Source organism: Rosistilla carotiformis (assembly GCF_007753095.1).
GTDB classification, from domain to species: Bacteria; Planctomycetota; Planctomycetia; order Pirellulales; family Pirellulaceae; genus Rosistilla; species Rosistilla carotiformis.
Genome location: NZ_CP036348.1, coordinates 5,023,495 through 5,049,376, shown reverse-complemented (window position 1 = coordinate 5,049,376; position 25,882 = coordinate 5,023,495). Strand labels below are relative to the sequence as shown.

Annotated in this window: 23 protein-coding genes; 16 read left to right on the top strand and 7 right to left on the bottom strand. The window is 58.0% G+C overall.

The features are described 5' to 3' along the window. Positions 1-237: 237 nt before the first annotated feature. The gene (locus Poly24_RS18330; RefSeq protein WP_145103123.1) at positions 238-1,539 is read left to right on the top strand and encodes a Gfo/Idh/MocA family oxidoreductase; all 1,302 of its coding nucleotides are present in this window, start codon (positions 238-240) and stop codon (positions 1,537-1,539) included. 269 nt (positions 1,540-1,808) lie between these two features. After that, on the top strand, positions 1,809-2,657 hold the full coding sequence (locus Poly24_RS18325) for an SGNH/GDSL hydrolase family protein (protein WP_145098740.1): 849 nt from the start codon (positions 1,809-1,811) through the stop codon (positions 2,655-2,657). 75 nt (positions 2,658-2,732) lie between these two features. Here Poly24_RS18325 and Poly24_RS18320 read toward each other — a convergent pair whose 3' ends face one another. The 3 genes from Poly24_RS18320 to lysS all read right to left on the bottom strand — a co-directional run bounded on the left by Poly24_RS18320 (position 2,733) and on the right by lysS (position 5,983). After that, entirely contained in the window at positions 2,733-3,842 is a 1,110-nt protein-coding gene (locus tag Poly24_RS18320; RefSeq protein ID WP_145098737.1) for a leucine-rich repeat domain-containing protein, read from the bottom strand. A gap of 195 nt (positions 3,843-4,037) precedes the next feature. Beyond that, positions 4,038-4,349 carry a hypothetical protein gene (locus tag Poly24_RS18315; RefSeq protein WP_145098734.1) on the bottom strand — a complete coding sequence of 104 codons (312 nt, stop codon included), beginning with the start codon at positions 4,347-4,349 and terminating at the stop codon, positions 4,038-4,040. Positions 4,350-4,411: 62 nt separating this feature from the next. Further along, positions 4,412-5,983: a lysine--tRNA ligase gene (gene lysS / locus Poly24_RS18310; RefSeq protein WP_145098731.1), complete on the bottom strand. Its 1,572-nt coding sequence runs from the start codon at positions 5,981-5,983 to the stop codon at positions 4,412-4,414. A 323-nt stretch (positions 5,984-6,306) separates the two neighbouring features. Here lysS and Poly24_RS18305 point away from each other — a divergent pair, with 323 nt between their 5' ends. Continuing rightward, positions 6,307-6,774 carry a response regulator gene (locus Poly24_RS18305; RefSeq protein ID WP_197452004.1) on the top strand — a complete coding sequence of 156 codons (468 nt, stop codon included), beginning with the start codon at positions 6,307-6,309 and terminating at the stop codon, positions 6,772-6,774. A 10-nt stretch (positions 6,775-6,784) separates the two neighbouring features. Here the strand turns inward: Poly24_RS18305 and Poly24_RS18300 are convergent, their stop codons facing one another. Beyond that, a complete protein-coding gene (locus tag Poly24_RS18300) occupies positions 6,785-8,332 on the bottom strand; it encodes an arylsulfatase B (RefSeq protein ID WP_145098723.1) in 1,548 nt (515 codons plus the stop codon). A gap of 433 nt (positions 8,333-8,765) precedes the next feature. Here Poly24_RS18300 and Poly24_RS18295 point away from each other — a divergent pair, with 433 nt between their 5' ends. From Poly24_RS18295 to Poly24_RS18275, 5 genes are all read left to right on the top strand, one after another. After that, positions 8,766-8,987: a YqaE/Pmp3 family membrane protein gene (locus Poly24_RS18295; RefSeq protein ID WP_261343122.1), complete on the top strand. Its 222-nt coding sequence runs from the start codon at positions 8,766-8,768 to the stop codon at positions 8,985-8,987. A gap of 287 nt (positions 8,988-9,274) precedes the next feature. Then, entirely contained in the window at positions 9,275-10,330 is a 1,056-nt protein-coding gene (locus tag Poly24_RS18290; RefSeq protein WP_145098720.1) for a sodium:calcium antiporter, read from the top strand. Between the two features lie 210 nt (positions 10,331-10,540). Beyond that, a complete protein-coding gene (locus Poly24_RS18285; RefSeq protein WP_145098717.1) occupies positions 10,541-11,599 on the top strand; it encodes an NAD-dependent epimerase/dehydratase family protein in 1,059 nt (352 codons plus the stop codon). Positions 11,600-11,694: 95 nt separating this feature from the next. Next, a complete protein-coding gene (locus Poly24_RS18280; RefSeq protein ID WP_145098714.1) occupies positions 11,695-12,327 on the top strand; it encodes a vitamin K epoxide reductase family protein in 633 nt (210 codons plus the stop codon). Next, positions 12,327-12,719, top strand: coding sequence for an SPW repeat domain-containing protein (locus Poly24_RS18275; RefSeq protein ID WP_231753215.1), 393 nt, complete (start codon positions 12,327-12,329; stop codon positions 12,717-12,719). Before Poly24_RS18280 ends, Poly24_RS18275 begins: the two co-directional genes overlap by 1 nt. Here the strand turns inward: Poly24_RS18275 and Poly24_RS18270 are convergent. Together Poly24_RS18270 and Poly24_RS18265 are read right to left on the bottom strand one after the other, a co-directional pair. After that, the gene (locus Poly24_RS18270; RefSeq protein WP_145098711.1) at positions 12,694-13,905 is read right to left on the bottom strand and encodes a zinc metalloprotease; all 1,212 of its coding nucleotides are present in this window, start codon (positions 13,903-13,905) and stop codon (positions 12,694-12,696) included. The genes Poly24_RS18275 and Poly24_RS18270 overlap by 26 nt on opposite strands. Before the next feature lie 249 nt (positions 13,906-14,154). After that, complete coding sequence (locus Poly24_RS18265; RefSeq protein ID WP_145098708.1) at positions 14,155-14,409, bottom strand: hypothetical protein; 255 nt, start codon at positions 14,407-14,409, stop codon at positions 14,155-14,157. 382 nt (positions 14,410-14,791) lie between these two features. Between Poly24_RS18265 and infA the strand changes: the two genes are divergently transcribed. The 3 genes from infA (at position 14,792) to Poly24_RS18250 (ending at position 18,602) form a co-directional block, all read left to right on the top strand. Next, entirely contained in the window at positions 14,792-15,013 is a 222-nt protein-coding gene (gene infA / locus Poly24_RS18260) for a translation initiation factor IF-1 (protein ID WP_145098705.1), read from the top strand. A gap of 269 nt (positions 15,014-15,282) precedes the next feature. Further along, on the top strand, positions 15,283-16,983 hold the full coding sequence (locus Poly24_RS18255) for a hypothetical protein (protein ID WP_145098685.1): 1,701 nt from the start codon (positions 15,283-15,285) through the stop codon (positions 16,981-16,983). A gap of 194 nt (positions 16,984-17,177) precedes the next feature. Continuing rightward, positions 17,178-18,602, top strand: a complete 1,425-nt coding sequence (locus tag Poly24_RS18250) for a redoxin domain-containing protein (protein WP_145098682.1) — start codon at positions 17,178-17,180, stop codon at positions 18,600-18,602. 38 nt (positions 18,603-18,640) lie between these two features. Here the strand turns inward: Poly24_RS18250 and Poly24_RS18245 are convergent, their stop codons facing one another. After that, on the bottom strand, positions 18,641-19,993 hold the full coding sequence (locus Poly24_RS18245) for a DUF1501 domain-containing protein (protein WP_145098679.1): 1,353 nt from the start codon (positions 19,991-19,993) through the stop codon (positions 18,641-18,643). A gap of 368 nt (positions 19,994-20,361) precedes the next feature. Between Poly24_RS18245 and leuB the strand changes: the two genes are divergently transcribed. The 5 genes from leuB to Poly24_RS18220 all read left to right on the top strand — a co-directional run bounded on the left by leuB (position 20,362) and on the right by Poly24_RS18220 (position 25,840). After that, positions 20,362-21,432 carry a 3-isopropylmalate dehydrogenase gene (leuB, locus tag Poly24_RS18240; protein ID WP_145098676.1) on the top strand — a complete coding sequence of 357 codons (1,071 nt, stop codon included), beginning with the start codon at positions 20,362-20,364 and terminating at the stop codon, positions 21,430-21,432. Positions 21,433-21,595: 163 nt separating this feature from the next. After that, on the top strand, positions 21,596-22,138 hold the full coding sequence (gene hslV, locus Poly24_RS18235; protein ID WP_145098673.1) for an ATP-dependent protease subunit HslV: 543 nt from the start codon (positions 21,596-21,598) through the stop codon (positions 22,136-22,138). Next, entirely contained in the window at positions 22,135-23,544 is a 1,410-nt protein-coding gene (gene hslU / locus Poly24_RS18230) for an ATP-dependent protease ATPase subunit HslU (RefSeq protein WP_231753214.1), read from the top strand. The genes hslV and hslU overlap by 4 nt, the downstream gene beginning before the upstream one ends. Before the next feature lie 208 nt (positions 23,545-23,752). Continuing rightward, positions 23,753-25,075 carry an adenylosuccinate synthase gene (locus Poly24_RS18225; RefSeq protein ID WP_197452003.1) on the top strand — a complete coding sequence of 441 codons (1,323 nt, stop codon included), beginning with the start codon at positions 23,753-23,755 and terminating at the stop codon, positions 25,073-25,075. 6 nt (positions 25,076-25,081) lie between these two features. Next, a complete protein-coding gene (locus tag Poly24_RS18220) occupies positions 25,082-25,840 on the top strand; it encodes an isoprenyl transferase (RefSeq protein ID WP_145098670.1) in 759 nt (252 codons plus the stop codon). Positions 25,841-25,882 lie beyond the last annotated feature (42 nt).

Below are 25,882 nucleotides of genomic sequence, written 5' to 3'. Positions count from 1 at the left end.
TCATCGCGTCAGTGTGAACGATTCCGACGGTCGGGTCGATCGTTGGGTGATTCGCTGCCCTAGGGTGGCGAAAAAGGGACGAATCGCCGTCCCATCGCTGGAATCATTCGTATATAATGCGTGGACGACACTGATCGCTGTCCGTTGGCACTCCTCCCCTGTTTCGCCAAATCGGGGTGGGATCGGGCAACGCGTGCAGCTTTAACTTCGCAATTAAATGAACCAAGGATCCCAATGATGCAGAACGACTCTACACGTCGAGGCTTTTTAAAGACATCTACGATTGCCGCCACGGGAGCGGCGTTGTCCAGTTCGGTGGCTCGCACCGCGCATGCTGCTGGCAGCGACGAAATCCGCTTTGTAGTAGTCGGTTGTGGTGGTCGTGGTACCGGTGCCGCGATGCAGATCATGAACACCAAAGGGAACACCAAGCTGGTTGCCGTCGCCGACGCTTTTGGCGACAAAGCCGAACGCTCGATCAAGAGCTTGGCCAACAAGCACAAAGACAAGGTCGACGTTCCTAAGGAACGGATCTTCACCGGTTTGGACGCCTACAAGCAAGCGATCGACGTCGATTGCGATCTGGTTGTGATCGCGACTCCTCCCGGTTTCAAGCCGCAACAATTCGAATATGCGGTTAACAAGGGACGCCACATCTTCATGGAGAAGCCGGTTGCCGTCGATGCACCAGGCGTTCGCCGCGTGCTGAAGTCGGTGGAAGAATCGAAGAAGAAGAACCTGATGGTTGGTATCGGTCTGCAACGCCGCCACGAACCACAATACATCGAAACGATCGACCGCATCCACAACGGCGCGATCGGCGACATCATCGCTCAACGCGTCTATTGGAACGGCGGCGGCATCTGGTACCGTCCCAAAACCGAAGGCCAATCGGAAATGGCGTTCCAGTGCAACAACTGGTACCACTTCAATTGGATCTGCGGCGACCAGATCTGCGAACAACACATCCACAACCTGGACGTCGGTTGCTGGGTTAAGGGATCGTATCCCGTCGAATGCAACGGCATGGGCGGTCGCGAGATGCGAATGGGAGGCGATGCCACCAAGAGCCAGATCTTCGACCACACGTTCTGCGAATACACCTTCTCCGACGGCACGAAGATGTTCAGCCAAGGACGCCACTTGGCCGGATCGTGGACTCACGTCGGCGAAGCGGTTCACGGTTCGAAGGGTACCGCCGATCCATCGGGATCGATCACCGGCCCGAACGCGTGGAAGTTCGAAGGACAACGCCTGAACGGTCACCAGCAAGAGCAACACGATTTGATCGAAGCTCTGATGGCGGGCGAGATCTACAACGAAGGTGAATATGGTGCGAAGAGCACCTTCACCGCGATCCTGGGCCGCGAAGCCTGCTACTCGGGCAAGGTGGTTCAATGGGATCAATTGTTGGCCGAAGGAAAGGACCTTTGCCCAGGCATCGATGAATACACGATCGATTCGGTTCCACCAACCGTTCCCGGCGAAGATGGCAAGTACCCACATCCGGTTCCCGGCAAGTACAGCCCATTCGCCTAATCGGCAACTGGTTGAAAGCGGTTAGTAAAAACTCCAAACGCCCTGTCATTGCGACAGGGCGTTTTTTTGTTTGCCCCGAGAGCTATCGAGGTCCAATCGGCGTTCCTGTTTGAGGTATCAGTCGGCTGACACGTGTCGGCGGATTCACCTGGGTCGCGGCGGCGTCATCGCCTTGGCGACACCGCGCACAAACTTGCATTTGGCCCGCGACTGAGCCACCATGGGGCTTCTCGTCCTACCAAATTTCCCACCTGCAAGGATTCCTATCGATGAAGTGTCCCACCGATCGCCGTGGCTTGAACGGTTCGTTTGCCACAATTGCTCTGTTTGCCGCGTTTTTGATCCACCCGTTTCCATCCAACGAAGCGCTCGCCGAACACGAAGGTCGCGTGCAGATCTTATTGCTCGGCGACAGCACCGCCGAAGGGAGTGTGCCGCGACGGATTCGTCCGGAAGGACCGCATCTGGAGACGGTGTTGGAACAACTGTTGGCGGCGGAAGAGGATCTGCCGGAGTGCGATGTGATCAATTCGAGTCTCAGTGGCGAATACATCCGCCGGCTGTTCGATTCGAAGCGATATGACCGCGACGTCGCCAAGCTGCCGGGGCTCGACTACATCTTGATCCGCTATGGTCTCAACGATCGAGCGCGGCTGGACAATTTCGTCGACGACTTCCCCGCCGACTTCAAGAAACTGCTCGCGCGGCTTCGCGTCGACCATCCCGATGCGATCTTGATCCCGATGACCGTGATCCCGTTTTCGGGAGAAGAGGCGAGCACGCAGATCAACGACTTGGTTCGTGCCGTTGCCAAGGAAGAGCAGCTGGAAGTGTTCGATATCTATCCGCGCTACGCAGCGGAGCTGGAGAAGGGCTACAACATGCTCAACTATCGGCGTTACCCGCTAGCCAAGATTCCGGCCAAGTACCACGAGCTGGTCGAGCCGTTTGTGTATGGCCCCAGCGTCGAAGTGATGGGGAACGAGCTGGATGCGATTCTGGGGCATCTGCCCGGGTGGACCGGAGATCGCCATCCAAACCTCGCCGGGTACAACGTGATCGCCGATGAGACGGCCAAATACATGGCCCCGCTGTTGCGGAAGCGATCGGAGAAATAAAGGCCATCGGCCTGCATAGATCGGTTCGAGCGTGCGAGCACTGTCGGCTCGCACGCTCGATTCGTGCAGCGTTGCTTATTCGACGTGGACGCGCGTTCCGAACTCTTTCAGTTTGGCCAGCTGTTGTTTCTGAGCGTCGTCGGAAAGCGGATTCCCTTTCACGTACAGCTTCAGGAAGGGGGCGAACCGCTTCGATCCTTCGAAGTCCTTCTTGCACATCTCGACCAAGACGCTCAGGTCGGTGATCTTGTTGTCTTGCAGCAGCATGAAGTCGAGATCGTCCAGCGACTTCAGCGGGCTGAGGTCGGCAACCGCGTTGCGTTGGATGTCGAGCGTCGTCAACCAACCGAGGTTCGACAGCGGCTTGAGGTCGCTGATCTGATTCCCTGCGGCGTCAAGCGACCAGATTTTGGTCAGTTCGGCGATCGGTGCCAGCGTGGCCAGCTTGTTGTCGGCGACGTACAAGGTTCGCAGGTTCGACATCGCCTTCAGCGGTGCCAGGTCGCTGACTTGGTTCCGCGACAGATCCAGCAGCTGCATTTTCACCAATCCAGCCAACGGTTTAATGTCGCTGATCTTGTTCCCTGCCAAAGTGACCGATTGCAGGCGGGTGAGGTCTTTGATTGGCCCGAGGTCAGCGATCTCGTTGTCTTCCAAATCGATCAACATGATCGCTTCGCAGTGTTGCAGCCCCTCGAGGCTCTTGATTCCTTTCCCCTTGCCGACAACACGCGAGATGTTTTTCACATCCTCAGCGGTGATCGGTTCGTTGTTGTATCGCTTGGCGAAAACCTCGGCTCGCACCGCCGCTTCGAGCGCTTTGTCGGGGAAGGTCGGCGCTGGCTTCGCTTCTGGCTTCTTCTCTTCTGGCTTGGCCTCAGCCTTCATCTCCTTGGGCTTCGCTTCCGGCTTGGCTTCTTTTTTCTCCGCTGGCTTGGCTTCTTTTTTAGGCTCTGGCTTGGCTTCCTTCTTGGGTTCCGGTTTCTCTTCCTTATTCGGCTCCGGCTTCGCCTCTTTCTTCTCTTCAGCCTTTACGTCTTTCTTCTCTTCGGGCTTTGCTGCCTCGGGTTTCGCTTCCGCCGCCGCGGCGGGCTTCGCCGGTTCGGCCGCCTTGTCGTCGGCGACAGTTGTACCAAGCATCAAGCAAGTGATCGCAAACCAGCCAGTGATTCGAGTGTTAACCATCAGATATTGTCGTGGGTTTAGAGGAAGGCAGAGATGTCGGTTACCGTAGACGATCATCGAGACAACCGAAGCGTGGTTGTACGGGGTGGGCGATCGCCCGTAGCAGTCTGGCCACGGGCGTTCGAGTACGCTGTAGGTTAATCGCTGGCGAGGGCGATTTCCAGTCGTCCGGAGGGGGCGGCGGCGACGAGGGCTCTAAACCATCGAAGCGGTCCAAGCGGGGGGATCGCTCGCTGGAAACGACTCGTCCAACGCCTCATCGATCGAATTTTCGCTCAACCGTCCGCAAGATGGCAGCGGCGCCTGCCATGCCTTCGCAAGTTCGGTCGCTTCCCGGACCCGCACCAGCAGTTCTGGATAGCTCTCCGGCGGGGCAAGCGCACAGAAATCGTGAGCTTCCTGACCGAAATGGTCGCTTCGGTCGAACCGCCGTCCCAATCGACTGGCGGTACGCGTTACGCGGTGGCAGAGATCATTCCACTCGCGAGTTAGAAATACGTCGTTCATCACACACCTCCTGACACAAAAAAGAATCAGGAGAATGAACGTGCAAACGACATGCCGAGCGATCAGTCGATGTGTCGCAACAGCGGGAACAGGATCACGTCGCGAATACTCTTCGAATCGGTCAACAGCATCACCAAGCGATCGATCCCAACACCCAGACCACCCGCCGGAGGCATTCCGTGCCGGAGGGCTTTGATGAAGTCGTTGTCCATCTTGGCCATCGAATCCTCTTCCTCCTGGCCGTCCAATTGAGTCTTGAACAGCTGCTCTTGAAGATCGGGGTCGTTTAGTTCGGTGTAGGCGTTGGCCAATTCCATCCCGCAGATGAACATTTCAAAGCGTTCAGCGATCGCGGGATTGTCGGTCTTGCGTTTGGTCAGGGGGCAGATGCTGGCGGGGTAATCGATCACAAAAACGGGACCGACCAACGTGTCTTCGACCTTCTCTTCGAAGATCTCGTTTTTGATCACGTCGGGGTGTTTGCCGGTCGGATCGAGGCCAACGCTTTTCGCATACGCGGTCAATTGTTCGGCGTCATGGGGATCGATCCCGGTATGTTGGGCGACGAGGTCGTCGTATTTATGGCGTGCAAACGGCGGAGTGAAATCGATTTCGACGTCGCCGAACTTTCGCTTGTAACCGCCACCGATCGCATCGATCGCGTTGACGACAAGCTTTTCGGTCAGGTCCATCATCGATTCGTAATCGCCGTACGCTTGGTAGCATTCCAGCATCGTGAACTCGGGATTGTGCCGTGGACTGATCCCTTCGTTACGATAGACGCGGCCCAGTTCGTAGACGCGTTCGATGCCGCCAACCAACAGTCGCTTCAGATGCAGTTCCAACGCGATCCGCATCGTCAGGTCCATGTCCAACGCATTGTGGTGCGTCGTAAAGGGGCGAGCTGCGGCGCCACCGGCGATCGTGTGCAGCGTTGGCCCCTCGACTTCCCAGAAGCTCTCTTGGTCCAAAGTTTCGCGAATGCTTTTGACGATCCGCGTGCGGTTCAGGAACGTGTCGCGGACTCCATCGGTGTAAACCAAATCGAGGTAACGCATCCGTTGACGCAGTTCCACGTCGGCCAGACCGGCATGTTTTTCGGGTGGTGGCTCGAGCATCTTGCAATGGAAGTGCAAGCGTTCGGCGAAGACGGTCAGTTCACCGGTATTGGTTCGCCCCAGACGCCCGTCGACGCCAACCAAGTCGCCCAGATCGAACAGCTTCGAGAGGGCAAAGTTCTCTTCGCCGACTTGGTTCTTGCCGATGAAGATCTGGATATCGCCGGTCATGTCGCGAAGGTTCAAGAAGACCAGCTTGCCGGTCGGTCGCATCAGGATGATCCGTCCGGCGACGCGAACCTGAGGACCGATCTCCCCCCCGGGGCCTTGATCGGATTTCCATTGGCGGTATTCCAGGTCGGGTTGATCGAAATCGGGCAGATCGACCAACGTCCCATCTTCCAGCTGGAATTTGACCTCTTCGGCCCGTTGCCGCACGTCTTGGATCATCGACCGGTCGTCGAATCGCTGGCCCCACGGATCGACTCCGGCGGCGTTCAGTTTCGCCAGTTTTTCGCGTCGCGCGCGTTGGTGATCGCCATCGTCGTTCAGAGCGTCGTCGGGAGATTTATTCATCGTGGAATCAAGCGTTAACGGAAAGAGGGGAAGAAAACGAGGGCGTCTGCAGGTGTTTGCCAACGGAGTGCGGAATCCGCAGCTCCCGGTCGTCCGCAATCGATCGGCTCGCTGGGGCGATTGTAGACTTGCGGTTATTTGCTGCAACCGCACCAAACCGAGCCAATGCTGGACAAATCGTCAAGAATTACCCAATCGGAATGCAAGCAGATCGAATTTTATGCCGATTTTGTTCCAGATGGGCCCGCGAAGGCAAGCGTCTGGATGCCCCTGCCGTTGCCAACGTGGTTCGCCCGGTCTTTGAAATGACGAGGAACGAAGCCATGTCTCACATTACCCACCGGCACCGCGGCAGCGCGACCGTGTTGGTCGTTGACCCTCGCCCAGTGAGCCTTACGGCGCTCGCCGCGGTGATCGATTCGCAAGGTTACGAATGTTATTGCGCTCGTAACGCCAAAGCGGCCTGCAAGGCGGTCGAGCAAAGGCCGATCGATATGATCTTGTGGGATGTCGCCGACGATGCGGCCGCTGCGATCGACCAAATCCATGCGCTTCGCGAGCTGCATCCCGAACCGTTGGCCGACGTGCCAGTGATCCTGATCGCGGAAAGCTGTTGGGCCGGGCTGGAAACGCGGCTCGACCCGATCTCGCCGGCTCGCTGTCTGTTCAAGCCGCTGGACCCCAACACGCTGATCGATCTGATTCAGCAATCGCTGTGGGTACCCCACGTGATTCGTGGCCATCACTTGAACGTGAAAAAGCCCCTGCAGCCGGGTTGGGTCAAGCTGTAGCAAATTAGCGTTATTGCTTGGCCGCGTTGGCGCCGACGGGAGCTTGCGGCCAGGGCGTTTCTCCCGGAGCCCAATGTTGCGGTTGTTTCGCGCGGACCGCATCGACGGCTTGTTTGAGCCACGCCGGCGGCGCGAGACTCTCCTTCTGACCATAAATATAGGGAAGCGGGGGATCCATCAGCAGTGGCTTGTCCCCTAGCGGCGGCCGCTGGCGGCCAACTTCCGCCAAACGATCGGCGAGTCGGCGGACGACCTGCGGATGCTGGTCGGCCACATCGGTCGTCTCGTACGGATCGGTCTTGATGTTGTAAAGAACATCTCCCATCAGCTTCCAATCGCCGCTGCGAATGGTCGGCAGGCGAACGCTGCCGGTCACCTCGAAGATGATCTCATCGCGTGGGCTTGGTTCGCCGCCGAAGAGCATTCCGGTCATGTCGAGGCCATCGACCGGAAGCGGTTGTTCGCGCGATCCGCCGGCCAACGCGATACAGGTCGTGTACCAATCGGCGATGAACATCATTCCGTCGTTGGAACTGCCGGCATCGACATGCCCGGGCCAGCGGACCAAGCAGGGAACGCGGACGCCCCCTTCAAAAGTCGTGTTCTTCGTGCCCCGATACGGCTTGCTCATCTCTTCCAGTACCGGCCCGTTGTCGTTCGCAAAAACAACAAGCGTGTTTTGGGCGAAGTCGCTTTGATCGACTGCCGCGACGATCTTGCCCACCGCGTCGTCCAGGCACTTGAGCATCGCCTGGCGGACGTCGAACTTGTCCGTATAACGCGGCGGATCGTTCAGCGGACCATGGACCGCGTTAAACGGAACGTACAAAAAGAAAGGCTTGTCGGCCGACTGGCTAGCGATCACCCGCTGTGCTTCGGCCGCGATCAAGTCGGTCGTATAACCCTCTTCTTGAATCGGTTGCTGATTTCGATGCCAATCGTAAACGGCAAACCGGGCCGGCGCGTTGTGCTCGATCGTTTTGGTGTAGTAGTCGACGCCCCAGGCGTAGTGTCCGTATTGGTGGTTGAAACCTTGAGCCATCGGCAGGTGTTCGTCGAGCCATTCGCCGCAGTGCCACTTGCCGACGATCCCCGTGAAATAGCCCGCTTCTTGCAACGCTTCGGCCACCGTCCGTTCGTTGGTATCCAATGCGTGGATCCGCCGTGTCGGTTCGCCGCGATCGTTGTGAGCCAACGTCAAACCAAGCTTCTTTAGATAGCTCGGCTTGCCAAAATCTTCCGATCGCCAGTCCATCCAATTGCGGAACGCATAGCGTCCGGTCAACAGGGCCCCACGCGTCGGAGCGCAGACCGAATGGCTGTAGAACTGCGTCAGCCGAACGCTCTGGGCTGCCAAACCATCTAGGTGAGGTGTCAGTTCGGGATTGCCCCCCTGAAACCCCGGTTGGTTCCAGCCCATGTCGTCGGCCAGAATGAAGACGATGTTGGGACGCGGGGCATCGTCGGCTCGTGCGGATTGCGTTCCGGCAAAAGGTGAGATGGAAAGAATGAGGGCCGTGGCGAGACACTGTAGCCCCACCCGAAGTGAACGATCCATAAGGAGCCTGCCTGGTTTCGATGAGCTTGAGGACGCGGAGCGAAGATTCCGGTTTGAACGCCATTATGATGCAAGCGGTGTTCGGGTTGAAGGCATTCGTGGATTTCCGTTGCCTCCGTTGCAAGCCCCGTGTGCGGCAGCTCGCGTCGATCCTTTCCAGTCGATTGCCCACAGGACGTCCAGCAAGTCGATCGCATTGGAACGTGATTTGCGAATTCACTGCGTTGCCGGCGATGCGGCCCGTGCTTGCAGAGACCGCGAAAACTGTGCAGGTCGGTTCGTCATCGTCGTGTCCAAAGTCCTTCGGCGCCAGATCCGCGGGAAGCTGCGGCAGGTTGCCGATCGGGCCGTGGGGAAGGCCGATGCGCGTTGCCCTTCCGCGGTCCGAAAGAGAAGCCGAGCGGCGTAGCTTGAGCGTGACGCGGTGTTGGGAATGAATACGGAATGGGAGCTAGCCGTGAACTATGTAAGACTACTGATCGCTTTTTTTGTGCCGCCATTGTCGGTCTACATGCAGTTTGGCATCGGGAAATATTTTTGGTGCAATGTGCTTTTGACGATGCTTGGGTTCGTGCCCGGCATGCTGCACGCGGTGTATATCATGGCGGCGCGTCCGCCCGGTTTGGTCAACCTTTCCGGTGATGGGCCCTCTTAAACCGGGCGTTGGAGTTTGGGGGCGCGGCAGTCTCGAGAAGGCACTCCAGCGAGATCGTTGCCACGGCGGATTGGTTTGGAATCCAGCAGCCCGGATGGTGAACGACCAATGCGTTCCCGATCATACGGCTCACCGCCGGTTCTCGCGGAAACCAATTCGCAACGGCTTGCTGCCTTCATCTTAGGACCATGCATGATCGCATTGGGGGCCCGGCATGTCTCTTGCATAGAGTCGCCGATATCGGAATTCCAGATCCACTTCAGCAATAGAGAGCGGTGTGCGCGTTGATGGACTTTGCAAACAACAGTGTGGGAGTCAATTCGGCGATATTCATTGCCGGAGCGCTGCTGGTATGGGGGGCGGGGACGAAGCTTAGCAAGTACGTCGATCTTTTCGCGGATCGGACCGGGTTGGGGAAGGCATTTGCGGGAGTGCTGTTGCTAGGCGGGGCGACGAGCTTGCCGGAGCTGGCGACCACCCTGACCGCCTCGCACTCGGGGGCGGCAGAGCTCGCCGGAACGAACCTCTTGGGAGGTGTCGTGATGCAGATTGCCGTGCTCGCGGTCATCGATGCCTTGGTGGTTCGAGGCCGACCCTTGACGCTCTTTTCTCCCCAGTCGTCGTTGCTGATGGCGGGGATCATGTTGATCGGACTGATTGCATTGGCCTCGGCGGCGGTCGTCAGCGGGGAACTGTTCGCGGTGGTGGGCGTTGGGTTTTGGCCGGTCCTTCTGTTCGTGGCCTACTTGTTTTCGATGTGGGTGATTTACCGATACGAAGGGGACCCGCGGTGGGAGCCGCGAGGCGAAATCGCACAGCCGCCGGAGTCGGCCCATGATCTGAAAGACGCGCATCATGAAGCGTTCCGAAACGTTTCGATGTCGCGATTGGTCGCGTCGTTTTTCGCGGCATCGGTCGTGGTCCTTGTCGGTGGCTTTTTTGTCGCCAGCACAGGCGAAGCCCTCGCCGAACAGACGGGAATGGGGCAGAGCATCGTCGGTGCAACGTTGGTCGCGCTTGCGACAAGCCTGCCTGAAGTGAGCACCACGTATTCGGCGGTCCGGTTCGGCGCCTACAGTATGGCGGCGGGTAACATTTTGGGAACCAACAGCTTGGAGATCGCATTGTTCCTTCCTGCCGAACTTGTCTATCGCGAGGGGCCTGTCTTTGATGCGCTGCAACCCTCGGCTGCCTTTCTCGGTGCGATCGGGATCATCGCGACCAGTCTCTATCTGTGGGGAATCCTGGAGCGACGCGACCGAACGATCTTGGGGATGGGGATCGATTCATTTGCCGTCTTGGTCGTCTACCTCGGCGGCATGGCAATCTACTGGACGTTATAAGTCATCGGGTTCCGCATGATCTGGTGTCATCGCATCGGGGCAGAGGGCCTTGGTGCATGCCATAGGCTTTCACGTGGCTTGGCGTTCTAGACGCTTGCGGGCTCCAGTTCTTCCGGTTCTTTAGGTTCGATCCGATCACACCGCGATGGCATGGCGTTTGCGAGGGATTCTCATCATCGAATCTCCGAAACGAAAACTTCAAGGAGCATCATGTCTACTCAACGTCCTGCTGTAATCGTCACCGGCAGCTCGGGTTTGCTGGGCCAGCCGGTTTGTGAAGCGTTGGCCCATCGCGGGTACGAGGTTTTCGGCTTCGACCGCGTTGGCCTGCCCGAACCGCCCAAAGCTAATCCGCATGTCCACGACATCGAGTGCGATATCACAAGCTACAGCAATGTGCGTGCTGCGATCGAAGACGTCCGCCGCCGTACGGATGGGAAGTTGGCGAGCGTCGTGCATATGGCGGCCTACTACGATTTTTCAGGTGAAGATAGCGACGCCTACGAAGCGATCACGATTCACGGCACCGATCGACTGTTGAACGCGCTCGATGGCTTTGAGTTGCAGCAATTCATTTTCACCAGCACGATGCTGGTCCACGCGCCATGTGAACCGGGACAGCGGATCACCGAAGAAGATCCGTTGCTGGCGAAGTGGCCCTATCCCAAGAGTAAGATCGAAACCGAGCGGTTAATCCGGGAAGGGCATCCCAGCGTGCGGTCGGTGTTCCTGAGGGTTGCAGGGGTGTACACCGACTACGGCCGTCAACCGACGCTGGTCCAGCAGATCAAGCGGATCGATGAAAAAGACTTTCAGAGCTACTTCTTTCCCGGAGATACCGACGCAGGCCAATCGGTGGTTCATCTGGACGATGTCGTCGACGCCATCATCGCCACAGTGGAAAATCGGGCGAAGATCGAAGCGAAGACGGCGATCCTTATCGGTGAACCCGATCCTCCGTCGTATGAAGCATTGCAGGATGCGATTGGTCAGCGAATTCATGGCGAAGATTGGACAACGCTCTATGTCCCCAAGACGGTCGCCAAAGTCGGAGCGGCGGTCACCGATAAGCTTTCCGGGGGCGACGCGTTCATCAAGCCCTTCATGGTCGACATGGCCGACGATCACTACGCACTGGATATCTCGAGGGCGAAAGCATTGTTGGGTTGGCAGCCGAAGCATCGGCTGATCGATCACCTGCCTAAGATACTCGACGCGTTGGAGAAAAACCGCAGTCAGTGGCTTCGTCTCAACGGGCTCGAAAGCTGAACGCTTTGTCGGCCTTGGCTCCTGCTGGCTTGTCGGTTGGAAGCGAGGCGACGGCTTTTATTCCTAGTCATCATGTGCAAACCCAACGGGTCACTATGTCTAACGTCACCCTTCCCGTCGACGACCTTCACCGCAACGTTCCACCGTACTCGCACAATCCTTCGGCGTGGTCCCAGCGGATCCCGATCTGTCTGTTGGCGTTCGTTGCCGCGGTGATCTCTTCCCACTTGGCGCTCTTCCAATGGGGGCTGATCGAAACGACATGGGACCCGGTGTTCGGCGATGGGACCAATGACGTGCTGAAGTCGGACACGGCGAAAAGAATGTACGGCATCCTGGGGATCCATGATGCCGCACTCGGCGTCCTGGCGTACCTGGGAGACGCCGTGCTGGGGTTGGCGGGATCGCCCCGGCGTTGGCAGTATCGTCCTTGGTTGGTGATACTATTCGGCATCGATGTGATCCCGTTGGGGATCGTTAGCGTCGTGCTGGTTCTTTGCCAGGCGTTCGTTGTTGGATCGTGGTGTTTCTTGTGCTTGGTGACCGCTGCGATTTCGCTAATCCTCGTCTATTGGGCGTGGGATGAAGTCCGTGCGTCGCTCACCTATCTTTGGATCGTGTGGCGACAGAATCGAAGCAAGCGGCTTCTCTGGGACGCGTTCTGGGGAAATCGCAGTGATGCACTCGAGCATGCCGCCGAAACTCTCTTGTCTCGGGAGACAACCTAATGTGGGGACGCGTTGTCGAAATCATGACGGCGGTATGGCTGGCGCTCAGTCCATTCATCTTCGCCGTGCAATCCGACCCAACTCTTCTTTGGGCGGACCTTGGAATCGCCGTGCTGATCGCGGTGTTGTCGGGCCTGTCGTATTGGCATCCCACACGGCACGCGCATCTGCTGATCTTAGCGATTGCCTTGGGGATGATTCTCTGGGGCCGCTTTGCCGAATTGCCGCCTCCACCGGCGCATCAGAATCACATCGTCGTCGGATTATTCCTGCTGATGATCGCATTGATTCCCAGCCACGCTTCGCAGCCGCCGCTGGTTTGGCAGAAAACGCTGGCCGAACACGAATCCTCGACGCAACCGTCGGCTAAAGTTCTTCGTCGACAAAGATGACATGCTGAAAGTAGTTTTGGGACTCAAAGCTGGCGCCGAGGGCACCGATCAACAGGCCCAGTGAACTTCCGAAACTGCTCATTGCGAACCGGCATCCAAAATCAACCTGTCCCGCGGCAAGGTTGCCCGACGCAGCCCAACTTGCGATCAATGGGGCGGAAAAGAGTAGCGACGAGATCAGCAGGGCGAAGACCAACAGCATTACCCACATCGTCGCCAAGCCCACCGAAACGATCAGCAATGCCGAGACGGTCGTGACGACGTTTTGTTCGCTGCGCGTGCTGCTGCGGCGGATTAGCAACTGTTGCCGCATGGCGACAAAGACGGTCGCTGCGATGAGGACAAGAACGGCGAGAAGGATCTGCGCGGGGATGCTTTGCGCCAGGGCGAGGTCCCACGCTTCGGCGGTCATCATCAGGACCAGCAATGTCGATACCGAGGCGATTGCGAGCCCCGACAGCCGCCGAGGGAATTGCCACGGACGGGCCGCCCAGACGGCTTCGGCGATTTCGCGGCGATTGATCCATGCCGCTTGCGGGGCAAACCACCAACGACGGATGTTGGCCGGAGCGTCTTCCTCGAGTCGAGGGTCTGCCATTTCGATTAGGGAGGCCTGCTGACGTTCCTGTTGCCATTCTTCCAGTTCGGACATCCGGTCGACTTCCGAGGCCGATGTGGGGCGATACATGAAATTTTCCGCATCACCCATCTGCCCCAAGCCCGACAAGTGACCGATTGCGTGCAGCATTAAGCGGCCCAGGCGGCCGGCGATCCGTTCGACACGCTGGTCGCGACCAGATGGTTCTCCGCTGGCTTTGGGGTCGATCAGCGAGGTGGAGAAAACCGCCGCATCGAAAGGGCGACTGAGAGCGGCAAAGCAGGACGACGACGTGTATTTTCCGATCAATTCCGCCGCGGTCACGACAAAGACAAAGTCCCAGTGCTTTCGGTCACGCTCCTCTTGTGCCTGTCGCAACAAGATGCTCGGTTCGGCGAGGAAACCGACAAGCATCTCCGGACGTTGCAGCTGGGTAAAGCAAAACTGAAGGCCGCCGGTGGAATGCGTTTTCGTCAACTCATCGGACAACCACTCGATCGCCTTCCCCAGGGCTTCCCGATCGACCGTGTCCAATTCCCCCGCGACGACGACTCCGATCTCGATCCGTAGTGAATTCACAGTCTTCACGTCTCCTCCAACGCAACACCCGCCCCAACGTTCGGCGACGTGAACCGATCCGCGTCAGCAAGGCTTGCCATCGAACGACGGCGAATTAAGCGGCGGCCACTTGGACGGATCGTCCAATCGTCTCTTCGGCATTTCTGCGGACCTCTCGACGATCTGGCAATTGTCATCCCACGCCTTGGTTCTCGGTCGGGTTTGGGGCCGCCCGCGGGTGCTTGCGTCCCGCGGCATCCACGTCCCCGTCGGCAACGGTCACGCGTACTTTTGGAGAACTTCGGCGATCACGGCGGGGTCGTCTTTTTCTTGCAGGTGCGTGATTTGGGTTGCTGGCAGCCCCAGCTTCTCCAAGTGTCCGACCAGGTTCTTCCAAACCTGTTCCCGCTTTTTGCCAGTCGTCAGATAGAGCTCGGTGACCAATTCTTGAGAACGCTGCAACGCGATCTGGTCGCGATTGCGATAATAATTTTTGATGATCTTTTCTTGATATCTGCTGTGCTGTTCAGCCATGGATGTTTCCCGTTCAATGGACATCGAGGAAAGGTTGCGACGCACTCGACCGAGATTTGGGGCCGCAACCGCGTATTTCGTAATTGTCGACTGTTTCAGCGCGCCAGTGCAGCCCGCGGCAATGCTAGCTTAGATAAAGCGATTCGCCTGGCCGAAAGGTCCTGCCCGATGGCTTCGAACGCAACAAAACGCAAGCTTCGGTAGACCGATACCGGGTCGATGGTATATAAATGCTGAACAACCCGATTGGCAACACGCGCATTAGACGCTTGCCGATCGCCCCCATCCCCTATCTTGCGGCGTCCGCCGCATCGCAAATCACTGAAATAGTACGAGCGAACGGTTTGCAAAGCAAACGTCCTGCTTGGTTGTTGAGAGGTCTATGGCAAAGAACGAAGAAGCATTTGAAGTGGAAGGTACTGTAACTCAGGCTCTGGCAAACACGCGATTTCGCGTCCAGTTGGAGACGGGAAGCGAAGTGCTTGCGCACGTCGCAGGTCGCATGCGAAAGCACTTTATCCGGATCGTGCCCGGCGATAAGGTCCGCGTGGAACTGTCGCCCTACGATCTGACCAAGGGCCGAATCGTCTACCGCGAGCGATAGTTGCTTGCCCGCAGCGGCGTCGTTTGCTTCGTCCGCTGCCTTCACCTTCGCCATTCGCTTGAAATCCGCATCCGTCCATCGTGATTGCGCCCACTTCCCCCAAACGCCAACTGCCGCTGGACGCTTCAGACCAGCTGGCCTGAGTTGACGTTTGGGGGTGGTGTGACGATTCGCGTTGCTGGGGAGATCGCCGTGCTTTGTCGCGGCAGACCTGCGCAGGTTCCCCCAAGATTTGCTTCGAAGTCTATTTTGTGAAGGACATTAGATTGATGGTCAGCCTCTTAAATCATGGAATCGGTATCGCGCGGCGAACGATCATCGTCGGCCTGTTGGCAGTGGTTGCTGCGGCACCCTCGGTTTACGCAGTCGCGCCACAGGTCGACCAAGGGCAAGCCGGTGTCAATAAGGAACCCGTGGTTGTCCTCGCGTTGGCCAGTTTGGATGGCTTGCTACGCGATGTGAACCATCTGTCGACGATTTCGGGCATGCCGCAAGCTGGCGCTATGCTGAACATCTACGTGGGCGCCTACAGCCAGGGAATCGACCGATCGAAGCCTTTGGGCGTGATCGTGCGGATGATCGATGGTGTGCCGTCGCCGATGTTGTTTGTTGCAATCTCTGATGTCAAAGCGGTTTTGAAGCGTTTGGAGCCACAGTTTGGGCCCGCCGATTCTCTGGACGACGGCACGATGGTGATGCAGGCCGGCCCCAATCTGATCTACATCCGCAATCAAGGCGATTGGGCGTATGTCGCCAACGATCGCGGCGCATTGAACGATCTGCCAGAGGATCCTCAATCGTTGCTGCAGGACATGCACTTGGATCACGACATCGGAATCCGTGCCAATCTTCAACAGATTCCTGAACCGATGCGAATGGGATTGGTCGCTCAAATGCGTCAAGCGTTCGACGACGCCGTCAAACGCATGCAAGAACGTGGCGAAGGAAACGTTCAAGCCGCACCACCGAACGAAGCCGTCATCAAGCAAATGGAATTGATGATGCGCGATTCGGAATACATCACGATCGGGGTGACCATCGATGCCGAGAACAATGAAATCGCCGTCGATGCCTCGGGAACCGCGATCGAAGGTTCGTCGCTTGCCGAAATGTACAACGATCGTCAGTCGATCCCGACCAGCTTTGCTGGCATGATTCGTCCCGATGCGACGGCCTTCACCCACGCCGCGGCGACGACAGGCGAACGGGAGCAAGAGGTTTCGTTGGAATCGATCGACCAATCGATGAAACAATTGCGAGCCGTGATCGGCCAGTACGTCGAACTTTCCGACAGCGACAGTGCCAAGATCGAACAGTATTTGCCTCGCGTGAAGGAATTGCTGGCCGCAAACGTCGAGATGGGCAAGATCAACGGCGGAGTGGTTGCTACCACCCAAGAGAATGAATTGCGAGTGCTTTTTGGTGGCGCGGTGACCAACGGCAAAAAGGTCGAGGAATTGGCCAAGGAGATCTTGGGCGAATTTGCCGGGAACGCCGACGCGCCGCAGTTTAAGTTCAACGACGGCAGCTATGCCGGCCTGACGTTACATCACGGCCATGTCGATTTGCCCGCCGGAAATAAGGAGCTGAACAAAATGTTCGGTTCCAAGCTTCCGTTGTTGATCGCGACCAGCGAAGATCGAATTTACATCGGTGCGGGCAAGGATATCGACGCCCTGTTGAAGGAAACGGTCGACGCATCGACCAGTGGCACCCCAGCCGAAGCATTGCCGTTGTCGCAAGGAACCCTGTCGTTGTTGCCAGCACTGCAATACGCGTATTGGGTCAGTGAGAATTCGATCACCGACATGTTGCTCAAGACGCTGCAGAACAACCCGGAACACGATAAGGTTCGCTTTGTTCAGCCAGTGGAACCCAATGGGCAACGCGTCCGTTTTTCGGTCGACGACGGTGTTTTGCAAGTCATCGGCGTCGCAGCTCAGGCTGGCAAAGGCCGCCCCGAATTCTAGGGGCTAGCAAGTAGGGATGTTAGACTAGGGCGACTTTGATCTTTTCAGGTCGCCGGATTGTCAAAAACCCCCCTGCCGATACGTCATCCGTTGACCAAGCGTGATTTGATTGCCGATGAGAAATCGTGTGCTCGATCACGCTTTTTTGCATTCCCGATCTTTCAAAACACTCGCCTCATCGAGAGCTACATAAAATGTTGACTCTTCGTCCCCGCCGCTTCTGGCTGTTGTTGGTGGCTCCGATCCTAGTCGTCGGTTGCGGTGGTCCGAGCCAAACCACGCTCGACAAGGCGAGTTCAGAAACTGAGGGCTTGGCATCGTCTCGCAAGCTTGCAGAGATCGATGTCCCCGAGTCCGTTGGCGTGGAAACCGCCGCGGGGGCAGTCGATTCCTACGATGTCCAGCTGGGGCCGAAGCCGTCGTTGCGCCCCGTTTCACAAGCCAAAACCGAGGCCATGCCTCAAGCGGCCGCTTCGGTCCCGGCGGCCGAAGTGACGCTCAAGCCAGCGACGGTGAAGACGCCTCCCGCACCGTTGGCTCCGCCTACGGCACTCAAACCACCGGCCGCAGTCAAGCCTGCGGCCATCCAGCCTTCGGCGGCCCGTCCTCCCGCGATCGACGCCCTTGCCGACAACGGCTCGCTGACCATTGGCGATCGCGCACCGCAGCTCGAAATTGTCAGCTGGTTGAAGGGGACCGAGGTCGATGGCTTTGATGATTCCAAAGTTTATGTCGTCGAATTCTGGGCGACTTGGTGCGGCCCCTGCAAGATGAACATGCCGCACTTGAGTCAATTGCAGCAGGAGCTGGGGGACCAGGTTCAGTTCATTGGAATCAGTGACGAACCGGCCGAGAAGATCAGCGACTTCTTCGCGACCGATGCGGCCCCCGGAAAAACGTGGGATGACGTCCTGCAATACACGATTGCCGCGGACCGTAACAAATCGACAAAGCTGCGCTATATGCAAGCTGCTGGGGAACGTGGCATCCCGTGCGCGTTCATCGTCGGCCGCGACGGGATCGTTCAATGGATTGGGCATCCCGCTCAGATCGATCGCCCGTTGGCGGCGATCTTAGAAGGGGACTGGGACATCGCCGCGGCACGCACGACACGCGACAAAGCGAAACGATACGAAATGGCCTTCAACGCGCTGCGGGCGCGAATGGGCGGTTGGATCAAGAGCAAAGACTTCGCGGCGGCGATCGGTGCGTTGGACGCGATGGCGGTTGAATTTCCTGAACGGAACGAACCGCTGATGATCAAATTGGAAGTCCTCCGTGAGGCCGGGCAATTTGCCGAAACCTATCCCGTGATCGACACGTTGGTCGAACGACAATGGGATGATCCCAACATGCTCAGCCAGTTCGCGTGGTTGATCGCTGCGGAAACCAAAGGGGAGGATCGCGATCTGGATCTGGCCTTGAAAGCCGCATTGCGTTCGGTCGAACTGACCAACGAAAAAGCTCCGATCGCGCTGGACACCGCCGCTCGCGTCTATTTCGAAAAAGGCAATGTCGAGGAAGCGATCCAGTGGCAAACCAAAGCGACCGCATTGCCCGGCAAGTTTCAAGAAGAGATGCTCAAGACGCTGGAGATCTACCAGCAATCAGGGAAGTAAACTTCGTTGCGATGCCGTTGCAGGGTAGCCGTTGCTGTTTAACCGATCAGCTCCGGCATTGCCGGATGGTTGTCGACCAGGAAGTGCGGGCGTCCTGAGAAATCGCGAACCATCGTGCTGTGAGGGTTGATGCCCAGGTTGTGATACAGCGTCGAATGGACTTCGCCAAAGTGGATTGGTCGCGAATCGATCTCGCCACCGAGCCGATCGGTCGATCCGATCACTTGTCCTGTTTTCATGCCACCGCCGGCCAGCAAACCACCGCCGACGCGTGGCCAGTGGTCGCGTCCACCGTCTTTATTGATCTTGGGGGTCCGACCGAACTCACCCCAGGCGACGACCGAGACATCGTCGGCCATGCCGCGATCGTGGAGGTCTTCGATCAGGGCGGAGAGGCCTTGATCGAACCAGGGTAGATGGGTGTCGCGAAGCTCGCTGAAGTTGCGGCTATGAAAATCCCAGCGGCCGAAATTCAGCGTGACCACCCGAGCGCCGGCTTCGACCAAGCGCCGTGCCATCAGGAAATGTTCCAGATTCCGCGGGGCCCCGTCGCCATATTTAGCGGGGTTTCCTTTGCCATAACGCTCCCGCGTGGCAGGGTCTTCTTTCGAAAGATCCAACGCATCCGCCAGTCGCCCCGAGGACAGGATGTCCATCGCTTGGCCGTACAGTTGGTCGATCCCCTCCATCGTACGCGACGCGTCGGCATCGCGACGGAAGCGATCAAAAGAGGTTAGCAATTGCTTGCGGTCATTCATCCGGTCCAGCGTGATATCCGACAGCACCATCGATTTCTGAGCCGGGCCGGAGGGGCGAAACGCTGCATTGCCGACTCCTAGGAAACCGGGTAGGCCAGGCGATCCGTAGGGCGGATGCCCCGCGTCGGGGGCGAGGCCTACAAACGGTGGGACCGATGGATCCGACGGACCTTGCAATTGCGCGACGGTCGATCCGATCGAAGGCCAGCCGCCCGGAGGCTGATTTTGCGTTGGGCGTCCGGTGTAACAGATGAATGAATCGTGGGCACCGTTGGGCGATCCGTAGACGCTGCGCAGCGGAACGCATTTATCCATGATCTTCGCGATTCCGGGCATCAATTCGCTGATCTGAATGCCGGGGACGTTGGTCGCCATCGGACGCGATTCGCCGCGAATCTCCGACGGTGCATCCATCTTCAGGTCGTACATGTCTTGGTGCGGCGGCGCGCCGACCATATAGATCATGATGATCGATTTTTGGGAGCCCCGGATTCCAGCGGCCGCTTCGGCCTGCAGCAATTGCGGCAGGGTCATTCCGCCCATCCCCAACGCCCCGATCTTCAAGACTTCACGTCGTGAGAGTCCGTCGCATAACTTGGATGCTCTCTTCGTCGTCGTATTGATCGACAGCATGATGGTTCGTTCCGTGAGCCGGTGGGGAGGATTCTTGGACAAACGTAGCCCAGGTGGGGTTCCTATTATTACCAAATTTGAACGGGTGCTTCCAGCAATTGTGGGATTTTTGTCCGGTTTCGTTTTTTTTGTGGCTATGCGGTGTGGCGAATCTCGGATTGAAGAGTAGTTCGATCCGAGACGGTTTGCGCGCGCGTTCGCCCCTGCCGCTCGGGCAAGTCCGTGCTCTAAGGATTGGGGCTGAAAAAACAGGCGCTGACAGGCAGGAATCTTCAGCGGGGCTTCGGAAATGTTCCAGGAGTCGCTAAACTCGCGTTCCCATCGGATCTAAATTTCCTCGCTCCCCTTTAAACCGAAAGCGGATTGTCTTGAAAGCCAACATTGTACTGCTGCCTGGTGACGGCATTGGTCCCGAAATCGTTCTGCAAGGTCAACGCGTTCTCGAAGCGATCGCGACAAAATTTAATCATCAATTTACCTTCCAAAGCTGCTTGATCGGCGGAATCGCGATCGATCAAACCGGCGACCCGCTGCCCCAACCGACGATCGATGCCTGCCTCGCGTCGGATGCCGTTTTGTTGGGCGCTGTCGGTGGCCCCAAGTGGGATGACCCTTCGGCCAAGACCCGTCCAGAGTTTGGATTGTTGAAGATCCGCAAGGAATTGGGACTGTTTGCGAACCTCCGTCCGATTCAAACGTTTCCCGAATTGGTGGGCGCATCGCCGCTGCGACGCGAGATCGTCGAAGGGACGGACATCCTGTTCTTCCGCGAATTGACCGGTGGAATCTATTTCGGACCGTCGGGACGCGAAGTGGTCGATGGGGTCGAGCACGCGATGGCGACGATGGTTTATAGCGTACCGGAAGTGGAACGCGTGGTCCGCTTGGCTGCCGAAGCCGCTCGCGGTCGCAAGGGGCACCTGACCAGTGTCGACAAAGCGAATGTGTTGGAACCGAGTCGCTTGTGGCGTCAGGTCGCCGAGCGTGTCGTCCGCGAAGAGTTCCCCGACTTGAAGTACGACGTCGTCTTGGTCGATTCGATGGCGATGCACTTGATCAGCCGCCCGAAAGATTTCGACGTGGTTGTGACGGGCAATATGTTTGGGGACATCTTGACCGATGAAGCGTCGATGCTTCCCGGTTCGTTGGGGATGTTGCCATCGGCGTCGATCGGTTCGGATGGACCGGGCTTGTACGAACCGATTCACGGTTCGGCTCCCGATATCGCCGGCCAAGATCTCGCCAATCCTTTGGCTACGATCCTGGCCTGTGCGATGTTGTTGCGACATTCGTTGCAGTTGGAAGACGAGGCGTTGGCGATCGAATCGACGGTCCGCAAGGTCTTGGCCGCTGGATTGCGCACTCGCGACATCGCGGCGGGGGGGCCGGCAATCGGCACCGTTGCGATGGGAGACGAAGTGCTGAAATTGTTGGTGTAACGCGAACGGCGTGAACGCAACCGATGGGTGCCAGCGGAACGCCGCTGTCATCCGCTGTGGAGATCGATCTGCGAAAGCGGGCATCTGGCGGCCGATGTCGGTCCCCGCGACAATGAATGGATTCTCAGGCAACTTTCCCAACACTTGGACCGAGGCGTCTTCTATGGAACTTCACGCAACCACGATCCTATCGGTCCGCAGAGGCAACACGGTGGCGATGGGAGGCGATGGCCAGGTCACGTTGGGAACAACGGTGATGAAGGCCGACGCGTCAAAGGTCCGGCGTTTGAACGAAGGCCGTGTGCTGTGCGGATTTGCGGGGGGGGCGGCCGATGCGTTTGCATTGCTGGAACGCTTTGAAGAGAAGATGCGAGACTATCCGGCCAATGTCCCTCGAGCGGCAACCGAATTGGCCAAGGACTGGAGGATGGATCGGGCGCTGCGTCGGTTGGAGGCTTTGTTAGCGGTGGCGGATGTGAAACATTCGCTGTTGATCAGCGGTACCGGCGACGTGATCCAACCGACCGACGGCGTGATTGGGATCGGTTCAGGCGGCCATTACGCGATCGCCGCCGCGCGGGCTTTGTTGGCGCATTCGGATCTTGGGGCCGCAGAGATCGTTCGTCGATCGTTGGAGATCGCCGCGGACATCGACATCTATACCAATCGCAACATCGTTGTCGAAGAACTGGAGATCGTATCGTGAAAGACACGCACAACGTTGTCGACTCGCTGGGCAAGCTGACTCCCGCCGAAACCGTCAAGCAATTGGATCGCTATATCGTCGGGCAACCGCAGGCCAAGCGAGCGGTCGCGGTGGCGCTGCGGAATCGCTGGCGACGGCAGCAGTTGAGCGAAGAGATGCAGGTCGAGATTGCGCCAAAAAACATTTTGATGATCGGTCCAACAGGGGTCGGGAAAACCGAGATCGCTCGGCGATTGGCCCGAATGACCGGCGCGCCGTTCATCAAAGTCGAAGCGACAAAATATACGGAGGTCGGATATTACGGCCGCGATGTCGAAAGTATGGTACGCGAGCTCGTCGAGAACGGCTTGGGCTTGGTCCGTGAGAAGTTTCAGGATCAGGTGCGTGAGGAGGCCGAACAGCGGGCCGAGAACCGGTTAGTCGATTTGTTGGTTCCCGGGTCGAGCGAATTGCCCAGCCTGGACGATGTCGCCGATGATTCCGCTCCCGAGGGGGATGCCTCCTCGCATGATTCCGAGGATGTCGGAAAGCGTCTGCAGCGGACGCGCGACAAGATGCGGAAGATGTTGCGCGACGGCCAGTTGGAAGAGCGTACCGTAGAGGTGACCACCGCGTCGAAGACGCCTCCGATGGTCGTGGGGGGGATGGGCATGGAGAACATGGACATCGACCTGCAAGGGATGTTCGAAAAGATCATGCCGCGAGGATCACAAAATCGCGAGATGAAGGTCCGCGAAGCGCGGACCGTGCTGATGGAGCAAGAGACCGAAGCGTTGTTGGATCCCGAGGCGATGAACGCCGAAGCGATCCGATTGGCTGAAGAACTGGGAATCATCTTTGTCGACGAAATCGATAAGGTGATTGCCACCGATGGCAAAAACGCCGATGTCTCACGTCAGGGGGTGCAACGCGATCTCTTGCCGATCGTCGAAGGGACCAGCGTGCAGACCCGGTATGGTTATGTCCGTACCGATCATATCCTGTTCATTGCCGCCGGAGCGTTTCATCGGGGCAAGCCGAGTGAATTGATGCCCGAACTGCAGGGCCGGTTTCCGATCCGGGTGGAATTGGATGAACTGACCGAGCATGATTTCTTGCAGATCTTGACCGAGCCAAAGAATTCGTTGACCCGTCAATATGAAGCCTTGTTGGCGACCGAGCAGGTGACGATCGAATTCCAGCAGGACGCCCTGGCTCAATTGGCTCGATTTGCGTTCAAGGTGAACCAATCGACGCAGAATATCGGTGCTCGGCGGTTGTACACGATCATGGAGCGATTGCTGGAAGATCTCAGCTTCGACGCTCCCGGGATGGGAAAAAGCGTGGTCAAGATCGATGCGGCCTATGTCGAACAGCGGCTCAGCGAGATCGCCGAGGATGAAGATCTCAGCAAGTTCATTTTGTAGGGGTCGTACGCTTCGTCGGGGGAGCGCTTGCCATGGAGGTTGGGCAGAATGCAACGTTCACAGCGCCGGCGGCGTCGCTTCCGAGGCGGATTTGCCAGGTTGCCGCCGACGCCCGTTGTGATTGCGTCGGTCTGCCAATACACTAGTTGGCTTTGGCAATTTTGACGTCGCCCCCGAGGCGACTTGTTTTTTGAAAAGGACCGATTCGGTGCCAGGAACTTGTGTAATAGGGCTGCAGTGGGGCGATGAAGCCAAGGGTAAGCTTGTCGATCTGCTGGCCAAAGATTACGAAATGGTCGTGCGTTACGCCGGGGGTGCCAATGCGGGGCACACCGTCGTGAGCGGCGACGAAACGTACAAACTGCATCATATTCCCAGCGGCATCCTGCATCCGTCGGTCCAGAACATGATCACCCCCGGCGTGGTCATCAATCCCACCACGCTGTTGGAAGAGATCGATGGATTGGCCGCACGCGGCGTCCGCTGTGTCGACAACATGCGAATCAGCGAACGAGCCCACTTGGTCATGCCGTGGCACATGATCGAAGACCGGATCATCAACGAACATCGCAGCGTTGGCAACGAATCGATCGGCACCACAAATCGTGGTATCGGACCATGTTACCGCGACAAGGTGGGCCGAACGCATGCGGTTCGAATGACCGATCTGATGCAAGCCGATCGCGCGGAACGGATCGCCGCCGTCGCCGCGCAGAAGTACCGGCTGTTGGAAGGGATGGGGGCTTCGGCCGACGAATTGGCCAGCATCGAACCGAGTAATGTGGCGGCGATCGCTGGCGGTTGGGCCGACCGGCTTCGCGAATTCACAGGTGACACGACCGAGCCGGTCTTGGCTGCTTGTGAAGCGAATCGCAAGGTTCTGTTCGAAGGCGCTCAAGGGGCGCTGTTGGACATCGATCACGGCACCTATCCGTTCGTCACCAGCAGCAATGCTTCGGGCGTTGGCGTTTGTGCCGGTGCGGGAGTTCCACCGCGTTGGATCAATGAAGTTGTCGGCGTTTGTAAAGCGTACAGCACACGCGTCGGCGGCGGTCCGTTCCCAACCGAATTGCACGACGAAATCGGCGACAAGATTCGCAAGCTGGGCAATGAATACGGCACAACCACCGGGCGGCCACGTCGTTGCGGATGGCTCGACGCCGTCGCCTTGCGTTACACCGCTCGGTTGAGCGGCGTCTCGCGTCTGTCGTTGATGATGATGGACGTGTTGAGCCATCTGGACGAAATCAAGATCTGTGTTGCTTATGAAATCGACGGCAAGCAGACCAAACATTTCCCTTGCCACGCCGATGAAGTGCGTCGCTGCAAACCGGTTTACGAAACCATTCCGGGCTGGAAGACTCCCGTCGATGACGCGCGGACTCTGGAAGAATTGCCCGAAGGAGCGCATCGGTACATCCGCCGCGTGGAAGAGTTGATCGGATTCCCCGTGGGAATCATTTCGGTGGGACCGGATCGAGCGCAAACGATTTTTACCGAGCAAACAAAGTTGGACTTGGCGATCGCGTAACCTGTGATGTCTCAGGCTGAACCCACCCCATCGACCCACGCCCCTGCCATCACGGCCGATGCGTTGCCCAAGCACATCGCCATCATCATGGATGGCAATGGCCGCTGGGCTCAACGACGTGGCTTACCGCGGATCGAAGGCCATCGGCACGGTGTCGATACCGTGCGCCGGACGACTGAAAAGTGTGCCTCGCTTGGGATCGAAGCCCTCACGTTATATTGCTTCAGCAGTGAAAATTGGAAACGACCTCCGGTCGAACTCGATTTCTTAATGCATCTGTTGGAGCAGTATTTGGTCGAAGAGCGGCGGACGCTGATCGATAACGGCTTGCGATTGAACATGATCGGGCGCCGCGACCGGTTGCCCGCGGCGGTTCTTCGCGAGCTGGAAATTACGCAGCAGTTGTGCGCCGAACACACCGGCATGCAGCTGGTGTTGGCGGTCGATTATGGAGGACGTGCCGAGATCGTCGAAGCGGTGCGTCGTTTGGCTTCCAAGGCCCAAAGTGGTGAATTGCAACCCGATGCGATCGATGAAGCGATGGTCGCCGATCATCTCTATACCGCTGGGATGCCGGATCCCGATCTGTTGATCCGCACCGGCGGTGACATGCGGATCAGCAACTATCTCTTGTGGCAGATCAGTTACGCCGAACTCTGGGTAACCGATCGATCATGGCCCGACTTCCGCGAAGAAGATCTGATGCAAGCGCTGCATGATTTCTCGGGGCGGCAGCGTCGCTTTGGCGGGCTTCTGCCCAGCTGACCGTCGCGCTGGGCGTGGATGCGATGGGTGCCGGCTGTAGTT